Source organism: Rossellomorea sp. FM04394 (assembly GCF_041889765.1).
GTDB classification, from domain to species: domain Bacteria; phylum Bacillota; class Bacilli; order Bacillales; family Bacillaceae_B; genus Rossellomorea; species Rossellomorea aquimaris_B.
Genome location: NZ_CP168654.1, coordinates 392,021 through 411,003 on the forward strand (window position 1 = coordinate 392,021; position 18,983 = coordinate 411,003).

Sequence of the window (18,983 nt, forward strand, 5' to 3'; positions counted from 1 at the left end):
TAGAGGGAAATGACTATTTTCCGTTAATGGAATATTCACCTTTTATCTAGTACTTCCATCAAAAGATCCGGGCGATCTGTGATTATACCGTCTGCTCCCCTTGTTACGAGCATTTTCATAGTGTCTTTGTCATTAATCGTCCAATAATGAATGTGAATGCCTTTACGGTGGGCTCCTTGGATCAGTGTTGACCGGGTTAAGTCAATATTCCGTTCTTGAAGAGGAAGCTGGAAGGCATCGACAGTGGGCTTGTAAAGATTCCTAAGAAAAAAAGTATGGAGGAGGACGAATTTTTTCGCTTCTTGTTTTCCTCCTTCAGTGGCCACTCTTCCTTTTGAATATGTTTCAAATAGATTAATAATGTTCTGATCGAAAGAAGCGATAAGCACTTTTTCTTCCATATCATATTCTTCGATGAGCCCCATTAACTTTTGTACGATTTCCTCCATCCTTGTATCAGGATTGTCGTCTTTAATTTCAATGTTCATTCTCATGTTGGGGAATCTTTGAAACACTTCTTCAAGAGTAGGAACGTATACATTCTTTCCGCGGAATGAGTATCCACCATTTAAGTCTTGAAAGGTGTAAGCAGCATCAAGTCTCTGAAGCTCTTTCAGCGTATAATCTTTAACAAATCCACGGCCGTCCGTTGTGGCATCAACGGTCGGATCATGAATCGTCACCAAATGACCGTCTTTCGTAATATGTATATCGGTTTCGATTACGTCCACTCCCAAATTTACGGCAGTCTGAAATGCCTCGATTGTGTTTCCGGGAGCTAGATGTTTTCCTCCCTGGTGAGCAATTACAAGGGGCACGCCATTTTCTTTTTGCAGGAATGGGGGTGGATTCACTTTTTTGACTGGGAGCCAGTACACAAAAGTAGAAAACATCATAAGGAAAGCAATGACCATCGCGATCATCATCAGCCGTTGTTTTCTGGGAGGTTTCGATACTTCGAGATTTGAATTTTTCATGGACTGTCATCCTTTTATAGGGAAGATTCTTATCTTCTATTATAATTATGACTTTGTTTATTTAGGACAATAAATTACGGTATTTTTGTTCGAGTTTCCTGGAGCGTGAATCAACCACTGCTTTTTTCCTTAAGGTAGCCAAAAACTTTGAAAGAGTGCCGTACGAAAAGAGGAATCTTTAGAAGGGAAGGATCGAGATTGTGAGTTTTTTACCTTTTGAAGTAAAAAAATTACGTTTTAATGTTAAAACATATTGTTTTTTGAAGTAAAATAGATTACTCTATAAAGTAAGGAGGGGATATTTACCATGGAAAATAATATAAGGTTGAATGTATCTTTGCTGCGCCGCCGTGTACCCAATCTAACGTCAGCTGCCAAAACGGTGGGGCTAAGGCCTGCGACGGTATCAAACTTGTGTACCGGAAAAATTTCTGTAGGTCGCGCCGAAGTGAAAACGATGGTAACGTTAGCGAATTTGGCCAACTGTACGCTGGATGAATTAATTATTCAAGGAGGGAAATTAAGTATGATTGAAACGGGGATTAAACCGCTTGATTTGTTTGCTCCAATTGTTCAAGGTGGTACGAATGGATTCGTGGCCAGATCACAAGTTGGTCAATTTGTTGTACTGGCAGAATTGACGAAAGTACTAAAAGACAAAGGCTACCAATCGATTTTATTGACCTCAAATAAGACGTTCCCTGGGGTGAGTGATCTTGAGGTTTTTGTCGATTCGAAATGCCATACGATAGAAGATGCATTTGCAGAAGTTGCCCTTGTTGAGAACAAAGAGAGTATTCTTCTATATGTTGATCGTTCCTTTATCTTGTCAGGTGACCTGTATGAATTAAGAGAACGATTCGAAGCAGAGAGTTACCCTGAAATCACCACCATTTTGTTTGACCCAAGTGGAGAAGCGGTTGATGAAGATGACCCGTTCGGTCCACTCGATACCTTATGCTACTTCGACATTGATCTGGCTACCCGGGGCATTTACCCAGCTATACATCCCGTACAATCTACATCGATTTTAATTGAAGACGATACTCTGGATGCAACCCACACGACTATTCACAAGAAAGCAAAGAAGCTACTAAGGCGTTACAAAGAAATACGCGTACTGATGAACACGATTGGTAAAGACAAAATACCTGAAGCAGATCTCGAACTATTTCATATCGGAGAACGATTGGAAGCCTACTTGAGTCAGCCATTCTACGTAGCAGAAGAATTCACCAAAACCAAAGGCCAAACAGTCCATATCCAACACACCATCCAAGACATCCAAAAGATACTCCAAGGCAACTACAACCACATCAAACCAACAGATATGACCTACAAAGGGAAACTGAACTGAGGGACGGACCTTCAAATCACATTAGTGTAAATACAAATCGGATAGGGGCGGACCACGACAGAAAGTCGAGGTCCGTCCCTTGACCGTTACTTTTTTCTTAATTTTGTGTAAGGTGAAAGAGGATTTCCGAGGAATTTGTCGTATGTGTAAAGTAATGACTTTATTTAGTAGGAGACAATTCGATGATTATCGAGAAATTATTATTACATGTGTTGATTATATTGGCTCCTGTTCTTATTCAAACCTCACTTCTTGAAAACCATAGGTTAGGTAAATCTCCTGTTTTTATCGGTGTATTACACGGGGTCGCCGCGTTTATGTGCTTGATTTTTGCTTATGAAAGCTTCGGATTGTACTGGGATTTCCGTTACATTCCATTGGTTCTTTCGATGTTATATGGAGGGCGAAAAGCCGGGGTCATTGTTCTCTTCTTTATTTTAACCGCACGGGTGATTAACGGCGGAGATGCCATCGTTTTCGGTTTTGTCAGTGCATTTTTAGCAGGAACCCTGCCTTTTCTTATTTCAAACCGCTTCTGGACGTTTCCTCCAAAGAAACGGGTGACTTTTGCCGTGTTACTTGGATTCTGGCCTGCCCTGGTGATGTTAGGGATTCTTCTTTCCTTCGCTTTCATCTCTGGTGTTCCTGTTTCGGGTAATAAAGAAATGGGCATCTATGTTCTTATATTCGGTGGGATTCAGGTGTTAGGGGTAGGAGTTGCAGCGCAGCTCAATGAGTGGATGATCGAGAAAAGATTGCTGCGAGAAGAAATTTTGAAATCTGAAAAGCTCAATACATTGGGAGAGCTCGCTGCTTCGATTGCTCATGAAGTCAGGAACCCTCTAACCGTCGTCAAGGGGTTTCTACAATTAATGAAGAAACAGGTGACAGGGGATCATGATGAATATTTGAAGATTGTATTAAGTGAGTTAGGCAGGGCAGAAGAGATCATTAATGATTACTTGAATTTTGCAAAGCCTGAGTTCGAAAAGTTAGAGAAAGTAAATGTGAAAGACGTTCTCTCAGATGTCACAGTTCTCCTGAATGCCTATGCCCTGAAGGATGGTGTATTCCTTGAGGCTTGCCTGAAAGAGGATGGTTTTCTATTAACGGATCGGAATAAATTAAAGCAGGCATTCGTCAACATCATAAAGAATGCCATTGAGGCCACTCCACCTCAAGGAAAAGTAACCGTAAATTTGGAAGTCACCCATACCCAAGCGGTCATTACGGTAGAAGACACAGGAAAAGGGATGACAAAAGAACAAATCGCCAGACTTGGAACGCTATTCTTTACAACAAAAGACCATGGTACCGGTTTAGGAACCTCAGTGTCCCTGAGGATAATTGAAGCCATGGGTGGTCATATTCATTATTCAAGCATTGTGAATAAGGGAACAGTCGTCACAATCAATCTTCCTTTGAACAAAGACAAGGTTGCAAAATTCGATTCGAATCTTGCAAACACGCATATGAATAATCAAAACGCTTAGGTGATTGTCTAAGTGTTTTTTATTTTATCTAGAAAGTGGAGAAAATAAAATCACTCAACTCCATTTCCCGTACATACGTTCCATGATAGGATAGAAGATATGAATGATAAAACCTAACGTACAGGCGACAATCACCGTTCCAATGCCAACAGCCCCATGAAACACCATGGCGAGAGTGATGGCGATCGCTTCGTTTAATAAACGTGAATTGCGCAAATTCAAACCGAATCTGCGGTGAATCGCCACCATGAAGGTATCCATCGGACTTGAAGGAAGCTTGGCTTGAAGGTAAATGGATATTCCGATACCCAATAGTAAAATGCCAGTCAGAACGAGAGACAACTGTTGAGTAAACCCTACCGGTTCAAGTGTTTTAAGACCAACCGAAATCCAATAATCAACCATCATTCCAATCACAAAGATCGAGAGGGCAGCTAACCATTGAATGGGTTCTTTTAATAACAATGCGTTTATACAAATGAGAATACATCCATTGATGAATATGCATGTCCCGATCGAGAGGTGGAACAAGGCAGACTCCCCTACGGCAAGTGCATCCCACGGAGCCGCTCCCATATCTCCTTTAATAATCAGGGAAACACCTAATGATAGCGATAGTAATCCTATACAGTAAAAGATGAATCTTGCCTTCATTCCCGAATCCTCCGTTCAAAAAAGCTTGTCTAATATATATGTTCACTGAAAAAAAGTTAGAATGATAATTTATGCGGGAAAGCCCGAGGTGAAACGTTACATGATGAAAATCGTCAAGATCTCAATCAGGGAATTAGTTGAGTTTGTGTATAAAGAAGGGAGCATAGATGCCAGGTTTCAAGCCCGCTCCTCCATGACCATCGGAACGAAGCTTCATCAAAAACTGCAGAAAGAATACAAAGAAGGTGATGAGAAAGAAGTCTTTCTGAAGGGAGAAAGAGAGGTTGAAGATATTCTCTATCAACTGGAGGGCCGGTGTGATGGAATCCATTATGAAAATGAAGAAGTCATTGTCGAAGAAATAAAGTCAACAGCAAGAAGACTGTCCCAGATGGAGGAAGGATCCCGTGTCCACTGGGCACAGGGGGAATGCTACGCATACTTATTGGCTAAAGAAAAGCAACTCACCCATATTAGCGTTCAGCTCACGTACATAGAGGTTGAATCGGAAGAAACGAAGTCATTCATCCGCACTTACACCCTTGAAGAGCTGGAACATATGGTTGACGAGACCCTGGCTGCCTATAGTCCATTCGCCTACGTGATACTGGCAAACCAGGATAGTCGACTAAAGAGCATTCCAGACCTAGGTTTTCCGTATCCTGTGTATCGAAAAGGCCAGAAAAAGCTTGCTGGTGCTGTTTATAAAACGGTCGCTGAATCCAAATCCCTGTATGCGAATGCACCGACGGGAACAGGGAAAACCATTTCAACCTTATTCCCGACCATTAAAGCAATGAGCGGCAAATGGTTTTATGTCACAGCAAAAACGATTACCCGTACGGTGGCAGAAGAAGCGCTACTCCTATTAGAAAGGAAAGGTTTGTCGCAGCGTACCATTACGATTACGGCAAAAGACAAAATCTGCTTTAAAGAAGAAACGATTTGTCAGAAAGAGTACTGTGAATTTGCCAATGGCTATTATGATCGAATTAATGGGGCGCTCCTTGATATATTGACCCATGAGACCACCATCACACGTCCAATCGTTGAATCCTATGCCAGGAAGCACAAGGTGTGCCCATTCGAATATTCTATCGATCTCTCCTATTTGGTAGACGGTGTCATATGTGATTATAACTACATCTTCGACCCTAAGGTTTCGTTAAAAAGAATGAGCGGGGAAAGTAAGAAAAAGACGACTCTTCTTATTGATGAAGCACATAATCTTGTTGGGCGGGGACGGGAAATGTATTCAGCCATCCTGAAAAAATCCGCTTTTTTAGAAATAAAAAGAATGTATCCTGAGCAATCTGCATTAAAGCAAAGCTTGACAACGGTTAACAAACAATTTCTCCGCCTGAAAAAAGAACAAGAAGGAGACATGCGGATTGAACTGGATGCACAATTAGTTGATGCGGTGGAAGGTTTTGTTAAGGCAGCCGAAAAATGCTTGGGAGAAGCAGATGGAGATTGGTCTGAAGGCTTTCTTCAGTTATACTTCGATGCGTTAAGCTTTATGAGAATCGCCAACATCTATTCTGACGAGCACCGCTTTGTAATTACTCAAAGCTCTAATGAACTAGAAGTGAAACTCTTTTGCATCGATCCTTCAAAGCTTATTAAACATATAACCAAATCTTTTCAATCATCGGTATTTTTCTCAGCTACCCTTCATCCCTTTTCATATTATTTTCAGCAATTAGGTGGAAGTGAAGGCGATTATCGATTTCTCATTCCTTCCCCATTTGAAAGAGAACAATGGCAGGTGGGGATCCATCCGATTTCAACTCGATTTAAGGACAGAAATCGGACCCTTTCCTCGATTACACGTTCCATTACAGAAGCGTTCAATGAATATAGAGGTAATTACCTGGTCTTCTTTTCATCTTACATCTATATGCAGGAAGCATTTGAGGAGATGGAGCAGGAATCAATGAACGCAGATTTCATCATCCAGGAACCCAATATGAAAGAAGCAGCCAGAGAGGAGTTTCTTAACCACTATCAAGGTGATAGAGAGCGTCCGGTCATTGGATTTGCCGTGTTGGGAGGGATTTTCTCAGAGGGGATCGATCTTAAAGGTGATCGACTAAAGGGTGTGATCGTTGTAGGAGTGGGGTTGCCTCAACCGAATAGGCAACAGGAAATCATAAAGGACTATTTTAATGAACGGGGGTTGAATGGATTTGACTATGCCTATGTATACCCGGGTTTAAATAAAGTATTTCAATCCGGAGGGAGGCTCATCCGTTCAGAGGAGGATACGGGGGTCATCAGATTGATTGATGACCGTTATCTATCACCAAAATATCAGTCACTACTGCTTGAAGAATGGATGGATTATCAAATCATCACATGAAAAAAGACCGCTCATACAGCGGCCTTTTTCGTATATTAGTTAAAGGAAGGATCTTTGAGTAAGCGATCGAATTCTTCAAGATGATGGGTTTCATCTGCAATCATATCGTCAAGCTTGATGCTAAGTTCGACGAGACCCAACTCTTCTGCTTGTTCTTTACGCTTCTTATAACGCTCGATTGTATCAGCTTCAGCTTTACGGCCTTCCTCTAACATTTCCTTCACATTATCTGTTTGCTTAACAGAAGCCGGAGTTGTTGTAGGCTCTCCGCCTAATGTTTTAATTTTTTCAGCTAAGTATAAAGCATGTCCCTGCTCATCAGGGATTTCCTCTTCGAAGAACGGTTTTAGTATCTGACGATATAAACCGCTCACAACAGCAGCGTAGTTTGTATATAGAATAACTGCAGCATACTCATTAGCTAAATCTTCATTTAATCCATCGATTAACTCTTTTAATTTTGCTTCATCCATTAAAATACCACCCTTTTGTTTGTTGTTATATAGACTATTTACCCAGGCAGGAGTAAAAATAAACATTCATAAAGGAATCGAATGCTCTTCAAATATTTTGCCTGAAAATGGGGATTCTAATTCTATAAAAGTCAGAGGAGGGATGAGAATGTCTAAACAAGGAAAGAAGAGCATGGACCAAACATCTGAACAGTTGGCTAAGCAAAAGGCTAAGAATGACGTGGAGTTCGGATCCGATATCCAGGTAGGGAATTCAAAAAGTCAAAGTCAGAAAAAAAGTGGCAAACAAGTAAATAAAAAATAAATGACGAATATCTTTTTCCCTGAAAGAAAAACCTATATGTAGAACCAGGAGGTGTAAAGGCATGACAAGAAGAATCGGTGTTGAACAATCCCTTCAGAACGTTGTACAAGCCTTACGTGAAAAGGGGCATGACGTTGTAGAACTTAAGCAGGAATCAGATGCAAATGGCTGTGACTGCTGCGTAGTGACAGGAATGGATTCCAATGTAATGGGTATTCAAAACGTGGCTACCCAAGGATCTGTTATTGAAGCTAGCGGATTAAGTGCTGATGAAGTGTGTCAGCAAGTTGAAAGCAGACTACAATAGTAGAAAAGCTGTGTATCAGAAAAAGAACAGTCATTGATGACTGTTCTTTTTCTGTAGAATAATAATAAGAAAAGTGAGTGCACGATTTTTGGCTCATTCGATTGAAATAACGTTTCGATTGCTTTCAGCAAAGCAGAAAGGTCCCATGATTGGAAAGAACCCCCTGCACAAATGCATTTTGAGCAGGGGGTTCTTCCAATCATGCAGAAATGAACCGAAAATCAACTAGTCTAAAATCCATCACCCAATCTGAGCAAGCGGCTGATTTCTTAAATGTTCCCTCAGGAGGTCGGGTGCCGTTAAAAACAACAATCCATTTCCTTCTAGTGTTTTCGGGAATCCAAGTGGAACGGTACGCTTAATAAGTTGTGCATACACTTCAGCTTCCGATAGTTTACGGTCAAAGGCTGCCTGTTCGAATTCTTTAATGAGGGCCAGTGCTCCGGACACATGTGGCGCAGACATGGAGGTACCGCTGAGCTTAGCGTATTTTTCACCAGGGATGGTCGACAAGATTTGTTCGCCTGGTGCGACTAAGTCAACTTCATTATTGGAGTTAGTAAAGTAAGAAGACTTCCTCTGAAGGTCGATGGCTCCAACAGAAATCACTTCATTATAGCAAGCTGGAAAAGAGAACTCATCGGTGCTGCTGTTTGAGTCACCTTCATTTCCTGCAGCGCAAACCACTAATATATTTGCATCTACCGCTTTCTGAATCGCTTCGTGTAGGGGTTTGTAGTCTGTGGGGCCTCCCAATGACATGGAGATGATGTCCGCCTTTTGTTCAATCGCATACAAGATGCCGTTCACAATCCAATCGTACTTTCCACTTCCACGGCTTCCTGCCAGCACTTTAATAACCAATAAATCAGCCAGGGGAGCAACCCCGATAACCCCATCACCATTTTCACTTGCAGCAATCGTCCCTGCAACATGGGTACCGTGCCCGCTGTAATCAGTAACGTTATCTTCAGCACCGTTGTCATCATCCGTGAAATTGCGGAACCCCTTCACTTTCCCTGTAAGATCCGGATGGTTCATATCGCAGCCTGTATCCAGGACGGCAATCGTCGTACCTTTTCCTTTGTACCCATTCTTCCACATACTAGGAGCTTGGATTAAATCAACGCCTTTAGGAATTTCATTCGCATCAACAACCATTTCGTCCATGAAATATGGAATTAACCTAATTTCACCTTGCATATCAATCCCTCCTAAAATGGTACTGCATATTAGAAATCTGAAGTTTCTGAAAATATAACATTTTTTGGACAAAATGAAAAGTGATAATAGTAATAGGAAAATAAAACCAATCATATTTCCGCTTTCTTCAGCATAGGTGAGGAGTTTTTTTGATCTTCAAAGGTGGTTTCCAATGGAAGAATGGGGGAAACCCGCGTAAAAGCGGTAAATGTATCAATCTCATTGGCAGAAATTTAAACAAACGTTTGACTGACAGGATGAACCATTGAATAGACAAGGTTTTCAAAGGTTAAACAAACGTTTGGTTAAAAAGTGAAGTTCTTTTTTTCATCATGTCAACCAGACTATCAACATAAAATGTCTTGAAGGAAGGGGGGACTGCTGATGAATTATTATCAATATGGCTATCCTGCTTATTCATATTATCGTAATGCTCCTGCCATGGCATACGCTCATATACAAGGAGGTCCATTAGCACAAGGATTGCAGGGATATGTTTTTTTTCGTGAAGTGCAAAATGGGGTGGAAGTTTATGCAGAGATAACAGGTTTACCGGCATATAAGGAAGGCAAAGGAGATCAAAATCCGATCGGTCCACATGGGTTTCACTTACACGAAAAGGGAGTCTGTGAAATTGGCGATCCAAAGGAACCCTTCTCTACTGCGGGAGGTCATTGGAATCCGACGAATCAGCCTCATGGAAATCATGCGGGGGACTTTCCTGTACTATTTTCCAATGATGGATATGCTAAAATGTCTTTTTTTACAAATAAATTTAAAGTGAAAGATGTGATCGGCAAAGGGGTCATCATCCATCAAAGCCCGGATGACTACAGGTCACAGCCCTCAGGAGATGCAGGGAAACGGCTGGCATGCGGAGTGGTCATGGGGTACGGGATGTCATGATCCCAAATGAAAAGGTTGACCTAGTGGATAAGGTCAACCTTTTTATCGTTTATAAGACTCCTAAGACATCCAGCATAACCGCAAGTATTAGCAATGGTGCCACAAATCGAATTAAAAAGAACCACGTTTCAAACAATCCACGCTTCAATCCGCTTCCTTGCTTCAGCTCTTCATAAAGGGCTGTTTTCTTCATTTTCATAGGTACGAATAGTGAAATCAGTAATGACCCAATCGGAAGTAACACATTGCTGACAGCAAAATCAGCCAAGTCAAAAATGGTCTTATCGAATAGCGTGATATCCCCTAGTATTCCAAATGATAATGCCGATGGAATACCGAAAATAAAGATGGCAAGTCCGATGATCCAGGACCATTTTCTGCGCTTTTCAGGTTCTCCTTTAGAAATGACCGAAACAATGATTTCGAGCATGGAGAACGCGGATGTTAATGCTGCGAACAAGAACAGAATAAGGAACGCAATAAAGAAGAACATCCCAAAAGGAAGCTGGCTGAAAACGGTTGGTAAAACATTAAACAGTAGTACAGGGCCTGCCCCAGGCTCTAAATCAAAGGCAAAGACTGCCGGAAAAATGGCCAAGCCCGCTAACAGTACAATGAAAATATTCATAGCCACAATCGAAATGGCCGATCTTGGAAGACTTTGTGTTTTCGGCAGGTAGGAACTATATGTCACCATCACCGATACACCTACACTTAGCGTGAAGAACGATTGTCCCATCGCTTCCAAAATCGTTTGTGATGTCACCTTTGAAAAATCAGGTTGCAGCAGGAATGTGATTCCATCCATGGCATTATCAAGGGTTACAGCACGTACGACCAAGAGAATAAATAAAATAAATAAAGCCGGCATCATAATTTTACTGGCCAGTTCAATACCCTTTTGAACCCCTTTAGCAACCACGATGATGGTCATCAAGATGAAAAGGAATTGAACAAATACACTTGTAACAGGATTAGAGATCGTTGCACCAAATACTTCTGCATACTGGTCAGAGGAAAGATTGTTCAATTGACCCGTAACGGCTTTGAATAGATAAACAACTATCCACCCGCCAATCACGCTGTAGAAGGAAAGTAAGATAAAGGATGTGACCATCCCAAGAATTCCGACCCAGTGCCAGCGTGTACCTGGAGCGATTTTCCGATACGAATCAACGGCGTTACTTTGTGCCGTTCGTCCGATGGAGAATTCTGCTAATAATAATGGAAGTCCGAGTAATAAAGTAAATAGAATGAAGATCAGGAAGAATGCTCCGCCTCCATTTTGCCCAGCGATATAAGGGAATTTCCAAATTGCCCCCAATCCAATCGCAGACCCTGCTGCCGCTAAAATAAAGCCAATCTTTGATGACCATTGTTCGCGTTGACTCATACTCATTCTCCTTTCTGTTTATTATTGACGTGTGGAGGGCCGCTTTTTTAAAAAAATAAAAAAATCGCCCCTACATATCGTAGGGACGATTTGGATATCGCGGTACCACCCTAGTTATGAGAAAACGATTCTCATCACTCTTCACACATAACGGCCTTAACCGTCTTTTGATCTCGTCAAAAGAAGCTCCGGAATCGAAATTCGCTTAACCTTTGTACCGGTTCACACCAACCACCGGCTCTCTTTAACAGGGAAATGTCCGCTACTTGTTTCCATCAAAGCTTATTCAATATTAGGTTATACAATTTTTATCATGAAACAAAACAACTTGTCAATCTATTTTGAAAAATGTAGTGAGAATTGTCTGGAATTGTTGGTGGTTTTTGGTGTTGTACCAGGTACAAACAAGATCACCTTCCTTGAAAACCGCACCTCCATTGAGTTCCATTTACTTCTCAAGTAAAATAAAGAAAAAATGAAATGAAAAGGTGTTTTAAATGAAATCATATATTGTTGTCGGAGCTGGGATTCTTGGTGCTTCTACGGCGTATCATCTTGCTAAGGCCGGGGCAGAGGTCACAGTAATAGACCGTCAGGATCCTGGACAAGCAACGGATGCAGCGGCGGGGATTGTTTGTCCATGGCTGTCGCAGCGTCGGAATAAAGTGTGGTATCGACTGGCGAGAGGTGGGGCGAAGTATTATCCGAGTATCATTCAGCAGCTGGAAGCAGACGGAGAATCAGAAACAGGGTATAAGCGTGTAGGAGCGATCAGTCTGCATACAGATGAAAATAAGCTTCGGAAAATGGTGGAGAGAGCGGAAAAACGCAGGGAGGATGCACCTGAAATCGGTGAACTCACCATTCTTACTGCTGAGGAAACACGTCAACGTTTCCCGCTTTTATCTGAAGAGTATCAAGCTGTTCATGTAAGTGGGGCTGCACGAGTTGATGGAAGAGCGATGCGCCAGGCGCTTATTAATGGAGCCAAAAAGAACGGGGCAATATTCCGACAAGGGGATGCCAAGCTTCTGAAAGAACATAACAGGATCACAGGCGTCACAATAGATGAAGAAAAGCTTGGAGCAGATGAAGTGATTGTCACAGCAGGTGTCTGGGCGAAGGCGCTTTTTGAACCCCTGGGAATAGACTTCTTAGTATCTTCGCAAAAAGCGCAAATTCTTCATTTAGAAGTAAGGGGGGAAGGAACGAGTGAATGGCCTGTCGTCATGCCTCCGAACGACCAATACCTTCTCGCGTTTCCCCAGGGAAGAGTTGTCGCAGGTGCGACCCATGAAAATGCAGTCGGCTTCGACCGCCGGGTGACGGCAGGTGGTTTACATGAAGTCCTTCACAAGGCGATGGAAGTAGCACCGGGCATTCATGATGGTACGGTGATCGAAACGAGAGTGGGGTTTCGTCCCTTCACCCCTGGATTCCTCCCTGTTTTCGGTGCTATGCCAGGAGTAGATGGGGTGCTGGTGGCGAATGGACTTGGGGCATCGGGCCTGACGGTCGGTCCATATCTTGGATCTGAGCTTGCGAAGCTCGCCCTTGGGGAACCTACTGAACTGGATCCTGCCGACTACGATGTAGCGGGTGCCACCCGAGTAAAGGAAGAAAAAAACACCAGCTCATTTCCCTCTATCTTCTAAGCAAAATGACCCTTATAATAGAGAGAGCGAATTTTAGTATATAAAGAAAAGGTGTTTACTATATGAGTTTATTAACAGTCAAAAATTTAACTCACGGGTTCGGTGACCGTGCGATTTTTAATGACGTTTCTTTCCGCTTGTTAAAGGGTGAGCATATCGGCTTGATCGGTGCCAATGGAGAAGGAAAGTCTACATTTATGAATATTATTACAGGTAAGCTTGAGCCCGATGAAGGAAAAGTGGAGTGGGCGAAGCGGATCCGTATCGGTTATCTGGATCAACATGCACAGTTAAAGCAGGGCATGACGATCCGGGATGTGTTGAAGACAGCCTTTCAATACCTTTTTGATATGGAAACAGAAATGAATGAACTGTTTGCCAAGATGGGGGAGGCATCTCCTGAAGAACTGGAAGAACTGCTTGAGGAAACAGGGACACTCCAGGATGCCCTGACAAATAATGATTTTTATATCATTGACGCAAAAGTAGAAGAAATCGGCCGCGGCCTTGGATTAGATGATATAGGGCTGGATAAGGATGTACACGATTTAAGTGGAGGACAACGGACGAAAGTCTTACTGGCCAAGCTATTACTTGAAAAGCCGGACATCCTGTTACTCGATGAGCCTACCAACTACCTTGATGAGCAGCATATCAATTGGTTGAGACGCTACCTTCAGGAATATGAAAATGCGTTTATATTGATCTCACATGATATTCCATTCTTAAATAGTGTTATTAATCTTATTTATCATATGGAAAACCAGGAACTGAATCGTTACGCGGGAGATTATCATGAATTCAAACGGGTTCATGAAATGAAGAAGCAGCAGCTTGAGTCAGCTTTTAAGAGACAGCAGCAGGAAATCTCCGAGCTGAAGGATTTCGTTGCCCGCAATAAAGCTCGTGTGTCGACTCGTAACATGGCGATGTCACGTCAGAAGAAGCTGGATAAGATGGATATGATTGAACTGGCTGCCGAAAAGCCGAAGCCGGAGTTTCATTTTAAACAAGCGAGAACCGCAGGCAGGGTCATTTTTGAAACGAAAGATCTTGTAATTGGATATGACGAACCACTGTCGAAGCCACTTAATCTCAAGATGGAGCGCGGTCAGAAGATTGCCCTATCTGGAGCGAACGGGATCGGAAAGACGACTCTTCTACGCAGTATTTTAGGAGAAATCAAACCAATATCAGGTTCAGTGGAATTGGGAGACTATCTTCATATTGGTTATTTTGAGCAGGAAATCAAGTCAAAGAATAATAATACGTGCATAGAAGAGGTGTGGAATGAGTTCCCATCCTTTAATCAAGCGGAAGTGCGTGCCGCCCTGGCGAAATGCGGCCTGACGACAAAGCATATCGAAAGCAAGGTAGAAGTGCTGAGCGGGGGAGAAAAAGCGAAGGTCCGCCTATGTAAATTGATGAACAAAGAATCGAACGTCCTTGTATTCGACGAACCGACCAACCACTTGGACGTCGAGGCTAAAGAAGAATTGAAACGAGCCCTTAAAGAATATAAAGGCACCGTTCTCTTAATCAGTCACGAACCTGATTTCTATCAGGATGTGGCGACGGAAGTATGGAACTGCGAAAACTGGACGACGAAGTTATTCTAAATAAAAAAGCGGATTCACAAGAATTAAAAGCTTGAGAATCCGCTTTTTTATATTAGTCCTCCAAAACATCTTCCAACGACGAATATCCATTATCCTCTAAACGTAAGTCATCAAAACTATGCTTCAAATGAAGGTCGATTAATTCCAGCAGGGTTTGTTGATCGCGGTTTTCAATGGCATTGACCATTTCTTCGTGTTCTCTGAAACGGACATTTTCACCGGGTTCTACGTGATAAAATACATCAAATAAGAATAGATAGACGTTGGACTGAGTAAGCATTTCATCCATGTATCGCATCAGGAATTTATTTCCGCTGACTTCGGCAAGGAATAAATGAAACTGCTTATTGAGCTCTACATATTTTAACAGGTCCTTTTGTCTATAGGTTTCCTGTTCTTCCTTAAGAAAGGTATAGAGCCTCGGCATGTCGTTTTTTTTAACCTTAGGCAGACCATACTTAACAGTAAGGTATTCAAGTTCCTTCCTTAACTCAAAAAAAGAGGTGATTTCTTCTCTTGTGGGATGGACGACAAAAGCTCCCCGGTTTGGGATGATTTGAACCAGTCCTTCTAATTCAAGTCTTTTCAACGCATGCCGAATGGGGGTTCTACTAACAGTCAACTTTTCAGAGATGACTTGTTCGACAAGCTGGGTTCCCGGAGCGATCTTTCTGGCCAGTAAGGCATCCTTCAGTTGCCTATATACTCTAAACTCTGCGGTTTGTCTCTTCTTCACGATCATCATCCATTCAATCTAATAGTTCATAATGTCTATCATATACGAAAAAGAGGCTGATCCAAAATCAGGTGTCTTCAAAATCTCATCAGATTTGTGAAAACGCCTGACTGGATCATCCTCTTAAGCGAATGATTTAAAATTCTGTCCCCATATTTCGTTCATGCTGTGTACGGTGATGAATGCTTTTTCATCGGTTAATTGAATATATGATTTTAATTTCGAGAAGTCTTTGCGATCAAGGATGGTTGTGATGACTTCTTTTTGATCATCTGAAAATGCGCCTTTGGCTGAATGCAGTGTTGCACCTTTTTCCAGGTCTCCTACGATAAACTGCTTAATTTCCTCACTGTGCTCGCTGATGATCACCACTTCTTTGTTTTCATGGAAAAACTGGAGGGTCCGGTCAATCATCATCCCCTTTAATAACAATCCAAAGAATGCATACAAACCGATCTGCAGTCCGAAGAACCAGGCAGACGAAATGACGATCAGAATATCAGAAGCGAGGACTGCCCGTCCCAGCTCAAGACCAGTGAACTTGTGAATGATCTTGGCAAGAACCCCCGTTCCACCGGCAGAAGCTTCTTGATTAAAGATCATTGCGACTCCAATCGCCCCAATGAGCGTACCAATCACAATTTGAATGAGAACGTCATGACCGATGGGACCATGGAGGGGGTGATACACCTCTAAGGCCCATACCATACCACTTAGTGAGAGGCTTGCAAAGACCGACTTCAGACCGAAGCTTGGACCAATGAGAAGTAAGCCGAGAATAAATAGAATCATATCGAGTGCAAACATAATCACTCCAACAGGTAAGTCCATGAATTGCGATAGAACGATGCCCGCCCCGCTGGTCCCCCCTGTGCCGACCATATTCGGTGATAAGAAAAAATGAATATTCAACGCAATCAATAAAGCGCCCAACGTTATATTTAGTAAGGATTGAACTTGTTTCATCATGGAGCAAGCTCCTTTCAGTAACGGTAGTTTAAAAAACAATCAACCCGATTATAAAGAGTGAATACTGGGATGTAAATGGTAAATCCCTATGAAAGCATTTACTTATAAAAGTTTTTATTATGGATTTTTTCTGACATTTTTTGAGTGGGATTGAGGAGAAAAATAGATTGACTTTTTTATATAACCTCATTAATATTTAAATAGGTTAAATATTAATGAAGTGAAAAGAGGGACGAAGTGGACTTAGAACATATTAAACACTCCTATATAGATCGTTTATTTACAGCTTTTCAAATTTCAAATCGGCATATTCAACAAGATCTGACTACTTCATTAAAAGAAATGAACTTAACAGGTCCCCAGTTTTATATTCTTTATCTTCTTTCCACATCGGAAGGAACAAAATCGACGGAACTGGCGGATAAGCTCGATGTAAAACCTAGTGCGATCACGGTGATGATCGACCGTTTACTTAAAAACAATTTTGTCATCCGGGAAAGAGATGAGAAGGATCGCAGAATTGTGAAGTTAGAACTAACCTCTGAAGGACGCGAGGTTTTTGAAAGAGGAAAAGCTAAAAGAAGAGAAATTTTTTCAAAGTATCTTGCTTATCTAGATGAAGAAGATGTAGATCAACTGGTAACGATTTACGAGAAGCTGGCCGCAGCTGTTGAGAACAATACAGAAGAATAAGGAGAGAACGCATATGTCAGTACAACCAGGGATTAATAAACGCTTAGTGCTTACCGGTTTAATCATCGGGATGTTCTTTAGTGCCCTTGAACAAACCGTAGTAGGAACAGCGATGCCGACTATTATCGCTGAGCTTAACGGTTTTTCTATTTTTGCGTGGGTGACCACGGCTTATTTAATTACTTCCACCACTGTTACACCGATCGTGGGGAAACTATCGGATTTATATGGTAGGCGTTTATTGTATTTAATCGGGGTCATCATTTTCATTATCGGATCAGGCTTGTGTGCAACGGCCACTTCCATGGAGCAGCTCGTTCTATATCGCGGTCTTCAAGGGATTGGCGGAGGGATGATCATGCCCCTGTCCCAAACGATTATTGGTGATATCTTCACAGCTGAACAGCGTGCAAAGTGGCAAGGGGTATTTGGGGCATTATTCGGATTAAGCTCAGTGATCGGCCCATTTATCGGCGGTTTCATTGTAGATACCATCAGCTGGCACTGGATTTTCTTAATTAACGTACCATTTGGTTTATTATCGGCACTCCTATTGTTCATCGGTTTGAAGTATGAAAATGTAGGACGCCCGACAGATAAGGTAAGCATTGATTACTTAGGGATCATCACGCTGATTCCGGCGTTAGTGCTTTTACTGATAGGATTGAATTTTGGAGGAGACAAATTCGAGTGGGCGTCAGGTACAAGCTTTCTGATTTTTGGTGGTTCCATCGTGTTACTGCTTCTGTTTGGTTTCATCGAAAACAAAGCAAAGGAACCAATCCTGGATCTAAGCCTGTTTAAGAATAGAGTGTTTGCGACAACGAATGCGTTAGGTTTCCTGCTTGGTCTTGGAATGTTCGGAGCGATTATGTTTGTACCGATGTTCATGCAGGGGATTCTTGGGGTTACACCAACCCAGGCAGGTTCTACGATGACCCCAATGATGATCGCGATGATTACGGCAAGTATCATCGGAGGTAGATTATTACTGAAACTGAAATACCGCACCGTCCTTACGGCAGGTATGCTCACTACTGTAGTCGGCTTTTTCTTGATGAGTACGATGGGGCCGGATTCTCAAGAATATACAGCATACTTTTTTATGGTGGTCATGGGATTTGGAATGGGACTGGTGATGCCAACACTTATGATTGCTGTCCAAAATGAATTCCCTAAGTCACGATTGGGGGCTGTCACATCATCGGCCACCTTCTTCCGTTCGATCGGTGGAACGATTGGGATTACAGTATTGAACGCCGTAATGAATCAATCACTTCAAGAGAATATGAAGGAAGTGACGGCACAGCAGGATAATCCAGCTGCAAGTCAAATCCTTGCAGGGTTAAGCGATAAAACAGATGCCCTGTTCGGACTGCTTGTCACACCAGGTTTACTGGATGTCCCGAAAGAGGTAGGCAGTATCGTGATTGCTTCCATTGAAACAGCATGGTCTGATGCCTTCACAACTGTATTTTTAACAGGTTTAATCTTTATCTCGATTGGTGTTGGAGTAGCCCTTTCAGTCGGAAATGGAAGAATCAAACGAGATAAAGAGTTGCAGGAAGAAGCGATCAAAGAGGAATCAACGCTTAAACCGGCTACTGAATAATAATATAAGCCTGCTTTGAAAAGTGATTTCAAAGCAGGCTTTTTGTTGTTTTTTCCGGCCTCGGTTGGCATAAGTAAGAATCCTATGCGAGAAAATCGTTATTTTTATAGAAAATGACATAATCTTTTTACTCACTTATCAAATAAAAGCTATATTTTACTTGGTTCATAGAAACCTCCGATAGGATAACGGCGAAATTTTCATTTTAACGGCGAAATTCTAATTTTAACGGCGAAATCTCACTTTTAACGGCGAAATTCCAAATATAAC

At 42.0% G+C, this 18,983-nt stretch carries 17 protein-coding genes and 1 other annotated feature; of the genes, 10 read left to right on the top strand and 7 right to left on the bottom strand.

Going from position 1 to position 18,983, the window contains the following annotated elements:
* Positions 1-35: 35 nt before the first annotated feature.
* Positions 36-977 (bottom strand): glycerophosphodiester phosphodiesterase, encoded by a 942-nt coding sequence (locus ACCB35_RS02080; protein ID WP_374055539.1) that lies wholly within the window; start codon positions 975-977, stop codon positions 36-38.
* Positions 978-1,284: 307 nt separating this feature from the next.
* On the opposite strand from ACCB35_RS02080, the gene ACCB35_RS02085 reads away from it, so the two are divergent.
* Complete coding sequence (locus ACCB35_RS02085) at positions 1,285-2,334, top strand: hypothetical protein (protein WP_374055540.1); 1,050 nt, start codon at positions 1,285-1,287, stop codon at positions 2,332-2,334.
* A 182-nt stretch (positions 2,335-2,516) separates the two neighbouring features.
* The gene (locus ACCB35_RS02090) at positions 2,517-3,827 is read left to right on the top strand and encodes an ATP-binding protein (RefSeq protein ID WP_374055541.1); all 1,311 of its coding nucleotides are present in this window, start codon (positions 2,517-2,519) and stop codon (positions 3,825-3,827) included.
* A 54-nt stretch (positions 3,828-3,881) separates the two neighbouring features.
* Here ACCB35_RS02090 and ACCB35_RS02095 read toward each other — a convergent pair whose 3' ends face one another.
* Positions 3,882-4,481: a YitT family protein gene (locus ACCB35_RS02095; RefSeq protein ID WP_374055542.1), complete on the bottom strand. Its 600-nt coding sequence runs from the start codon at positions 4,479-4,481 to the stop codon at positions 3,882-3,884.
* A 100-nt stretch (positions 4,482-4,581) separates the two neighbouring features.
* On the opposite strand from ACCB35_RS02095, the gene ACCB35_RS02100 reads away from it, so the two are divergent.
* Entirely contained in the window at positions 4,582-6,843 is a 2,262-nt protein-coding gene (locus ACCB35_RS02100; protein ID WP_374055543.1) for an ATP-dependent DNA helicase, read from the top strand.
* A 35-nt stretch (positions 6,844-6,878) separates the two neighbouring features.
* Here ACCB35_RS02100 and ACCB35_RS02105 read toward each other — a convergent pair whose 3' ends face one another.
* A complete protein-coding gene (locus ACCB35_RS02105) occupies positions 6,879-7,316 on the bottom strand; it encodes a ferritin-like domain-containing protein (RefSeq protein ID WP_044339095.1) in 438 nt (145 codons plus the stop codon).
* Between the two features lie 148 nt (positions 7,317-7,464).
* On the opposite strand from ACCB35_RS02105, the gene ACCB35_RS02110 reads away from it, so the two are divergent.
* Both ACCB35_RS02110 and ACCB35_RS02115 read left to right on the top strand, forming a co-directional pair.
* Positions 7,465-7,620: a hypothetical protein gene (locus tag ACCB35_RS02110; protein WP_172655736.1), complete on the top strand. Its 156-nt coding sequence runs from the start codon at positions 7,465-7,467 to the stop codon at positions 7,618-7,620.
* A 61-nt stretch (positions 7,621-7,681) separates the two neighbouring features.
* Positions 7,682-7,927, top strand: coding sequence for a YkuS family protein (locus ACCB35_RS02115; protein ID WP_044339096.1), 246 nt, complete (start codon positions 7,682-7,684; stop codon positions 7,925-7,927).
* 240 nt (positions 7,928-8,167) lie between these two features.
* Here the strand turns inward: ACCB35_RS02115 and ACCB35_RS02120 are convergent, their stop codons facing one another.
* On the bottom strand, positions 8,168-9,130 hold the full coding sequence (locus tag ACCB35_RS02120; protein ID WP_374055544.1) for a S8 family peptidase: 963 nt from the start codon (positions 9,128-9,130) through the stop codon (positions 8,168-8,170).
* Positions 9,131-9,514: 384 nt separating this feature from the next.
* On the opposite strand from ACCB35_RS02120, the gene ACCB35_RS02125 reads away from it, so the two are divergent.
* Positions 9,515-10,036 carry a superoxide dismutase family protein gene (locus tag ACCB35_RS02125; protein WP_044339098.1) on the top strand — a complete coding sequence of 174 codons (522 nt, stop codon included), beginning with the start codon at positions 9,515-9,517 and terminating at the stop codon, positions 10,034-10,036.
* A gap of 49 nt (positions 10,037-10,085) precedes the next feature.
* Here ACCB35_RS02125 and ACCB35_RS02130 read toward each other — a convergent pair whose 3' ends face one another.
* Positions 10,086-11,429, bottom strand: coding sequence for a sodium-dependent transporter (locus ACCB35_RS02130; protein WP_374055545.1), 1,344 nt, complete (start codon positions 11,427-11,429; stop codon positions 10,086-10,088).
* A gap of 78 nt (positions 11,430-11,507) precedes the next feature.
* Positions 11,508-11,717 (bottom strand) — a binding site (T-box leader).
* Between the two features lie 209 nt (positions 11,718-11,926).
* Between ACCB35_RS02130 and ACCB35_RS02135 the strand changes: the two genes are divergently transcribed.
* Positions 11,927-13,084, top strand: a complete 1,158-nt coding sequence (locus ACCB35_RS02135) for an NAD(P)/FAD-dependent oxidoreductase (protein WP_374055546.1) — start codon at positions 11,927-11,929, stop codon at positions 13,082-13,084.
* A 62-nt stretch (positions 13,085-13,146) separates the two neighbouring features.
* A complete protein-coding gene (locus ACCB35_RS02140) occupies positions 13,147-14,703 on the top strand; it encodes an ABC-F family ATP-binding cassette domain-containing protein (protein WP_374055547.1) in 1,557 nt (518 codons plus the stop codon).
* Between the two features lie 52 nt (positions 14,704-14,755).
* Here ACCB35_RS02140 and ACCB35_RS02145 read toward each other — a convergent pair whose 3' ends face one another.
* Together ACCB35_RS02145 and ACCB35_RS02150 are read right to left on the bottom strand one after the other, a co-directional pair.
* Complete coding sequence (locus ACCB35_RS02145) at positions 14,756-15,448, bottom strand: GntR family transcriptional regulator (protein WP_374055548.1); 693 nt, start codon at positions 15,446-15,448, stop codon at positions 14,756-14,758.
* 114 nt (positions 15,449-15,562) lie between these two features.
* Positions 15,563-16,408, bottom strand: a complete 846-nt coding sequence (locus tag ACCB35_RS02150; protein WP_374055549.1) for a YitT family protein — start codon at positions 16,406-16,408, stop codon at positions 15,563-15,565.
* Between the two features lie 237 nt (positions 16,409-16,645).
* Here ACCB35_RS02150 and ACCB35_RS02155 point away from each other — a divergent pair, with 237 nt between their 5' ends.
* Both ACCB35_RS02155 and ACCB35_RS02160 read left to right on the top strand, forming a co-directional pair.
* Positions 16,646-17,101: a MarR family winged helix-turn-helix transcriptional regulator gene (locus ACCB35_RS02155; protein ID WP_374055550.1), complete on the top strand. Its 456-nt coding sequence runs from the start codon at positions 16,646-16,648 to the stop codon at positions 17,099-17,101.
* A gap of 13 nt (positions 17,102-17,114) precedes the next feature.
* Complete coding sequence (locus ACCB35_RS02160; RefSeq protein ID WP_374055551.1) at positions 17,115-18,713, top strand: MDR family MFS transporter; 1,599 nt, start codon at positions 17,115-17,117, stop codon at positions 18,711-18,713.
* Positions 18,714-18,983: the final 270 nt, after the last annotated feature.

Bases quoted from the DNA above. Each gene is read 5' to 3' on its own strand.
- ACCB35_RS02080 (WP_374055539.1), bottom strand. From the start codon at position 977: ATGAAAAATTCAAATCTCGAAGTATCGAAACCTCCCAGAAAACAACGG.
- ACCB35_RS02085 (WP_374055540.1), top strand. From the start codon at position 1,285: ATGGAAAATAATATAAGGTTGAATGTATCTTTGCTGCGCCGCCGTGTA.
- ACCB35_RS02090 (WP_374055541.1), top strand. From the start codon at position 2,517: ATGATTATCGAGAAATTATTATTACATGTGTTGATTATATTGGCTCCT.
- ACCB35_RS02095 (WP_374055542.1), bottom strand. From the start codon at position 4,481: ATGAAGGCAAGATTCATCTTTTACTGTATAGGATTACTATCGCTATCA.
- ACCB35_RS02100 (WP_374055543.1), top strand. From the start codon at position 4,582: ATGATGAAAATCGTCAAGATCTCAATCAGGGAATTAGTTGAGTTTGTG.
- ACCB35_RS02105 (WP_044339095.1), bottom strand. From the start codon at position 7,316: ATGGATGAAGCAAAATTAAAAGAGTTAATCGATGGATTAAATGAAGAT.
- ACCB35_RS02110 (WP_172655736.1), top strand. From the start codon at position 7,465: ATGTCTAAACAAGGAAAGAAGAGCATGGACCAAACATCTGAACAGTTG.
- ACCB35_RS02115 (WP_044339096.1), top strand. From the start codon at position 7,682: ATGACAAGAAGAATCGGTGTTGAACAATCCCTTCAGAACGTTGTACAA.
- ACCB35_RS02120 (WP_374055544.1), bottom strand. From the start codon at position 9,130: ATGCAAGGTGAAATTAGGTTAATTCCATATTTCATGGACGAAATGGTT.
- ACCB35_RS02125 (WP_044339098.1), top strand. From the start codon at position 9,515: ATGAATTATTATCAATATGGCTATCCTGCTTATTCATATTATCGTAAT.
- ACCB35_RS02130 (WP_374055545.1), bottom strand. From the start codon at position 11,429: ATGAGTCAACGCGAACAATGGTCATCAAAGATTGGCTTTATTTTAGCG.
- ACCB35_RS02135 (WP_374055546.1), top strand. From the start codon at position 11,927: ATGAAATCATATATTGTTGTCGGAGCTGGGATTCTTGGTGCTTCTACG.
- ACCB35_RS02140 (WP_374055547.1), top strand. From the start codon at position 13,147: ATGAGTTTATTAACAGTCAAAAATTTAACTCACGGGTTCGGTGACCGT.
- ACCB35_RS02145 (WP_374055548.1), bottom strand. From the start codon at position 15,448: ATGATGATCGTGAAGAAGAGACAAACCGCAGAGTTTAGAGTATATAGG.
- ACCB35_RS02150 (WP_374055549.1), bottom strand. From the start codon at position 16,408: ATGATGAAACAAGTTCAATCCTTACTAAATATAACGTTGGGCGCTTTA.
- ACCB35_RS02160 (WP_374055551.1), top strand. From the start codon at position 17,115: ATGTCAGTACAACCAGGGATTAATAAACGCTTAGTGCTTACCGGTTTA.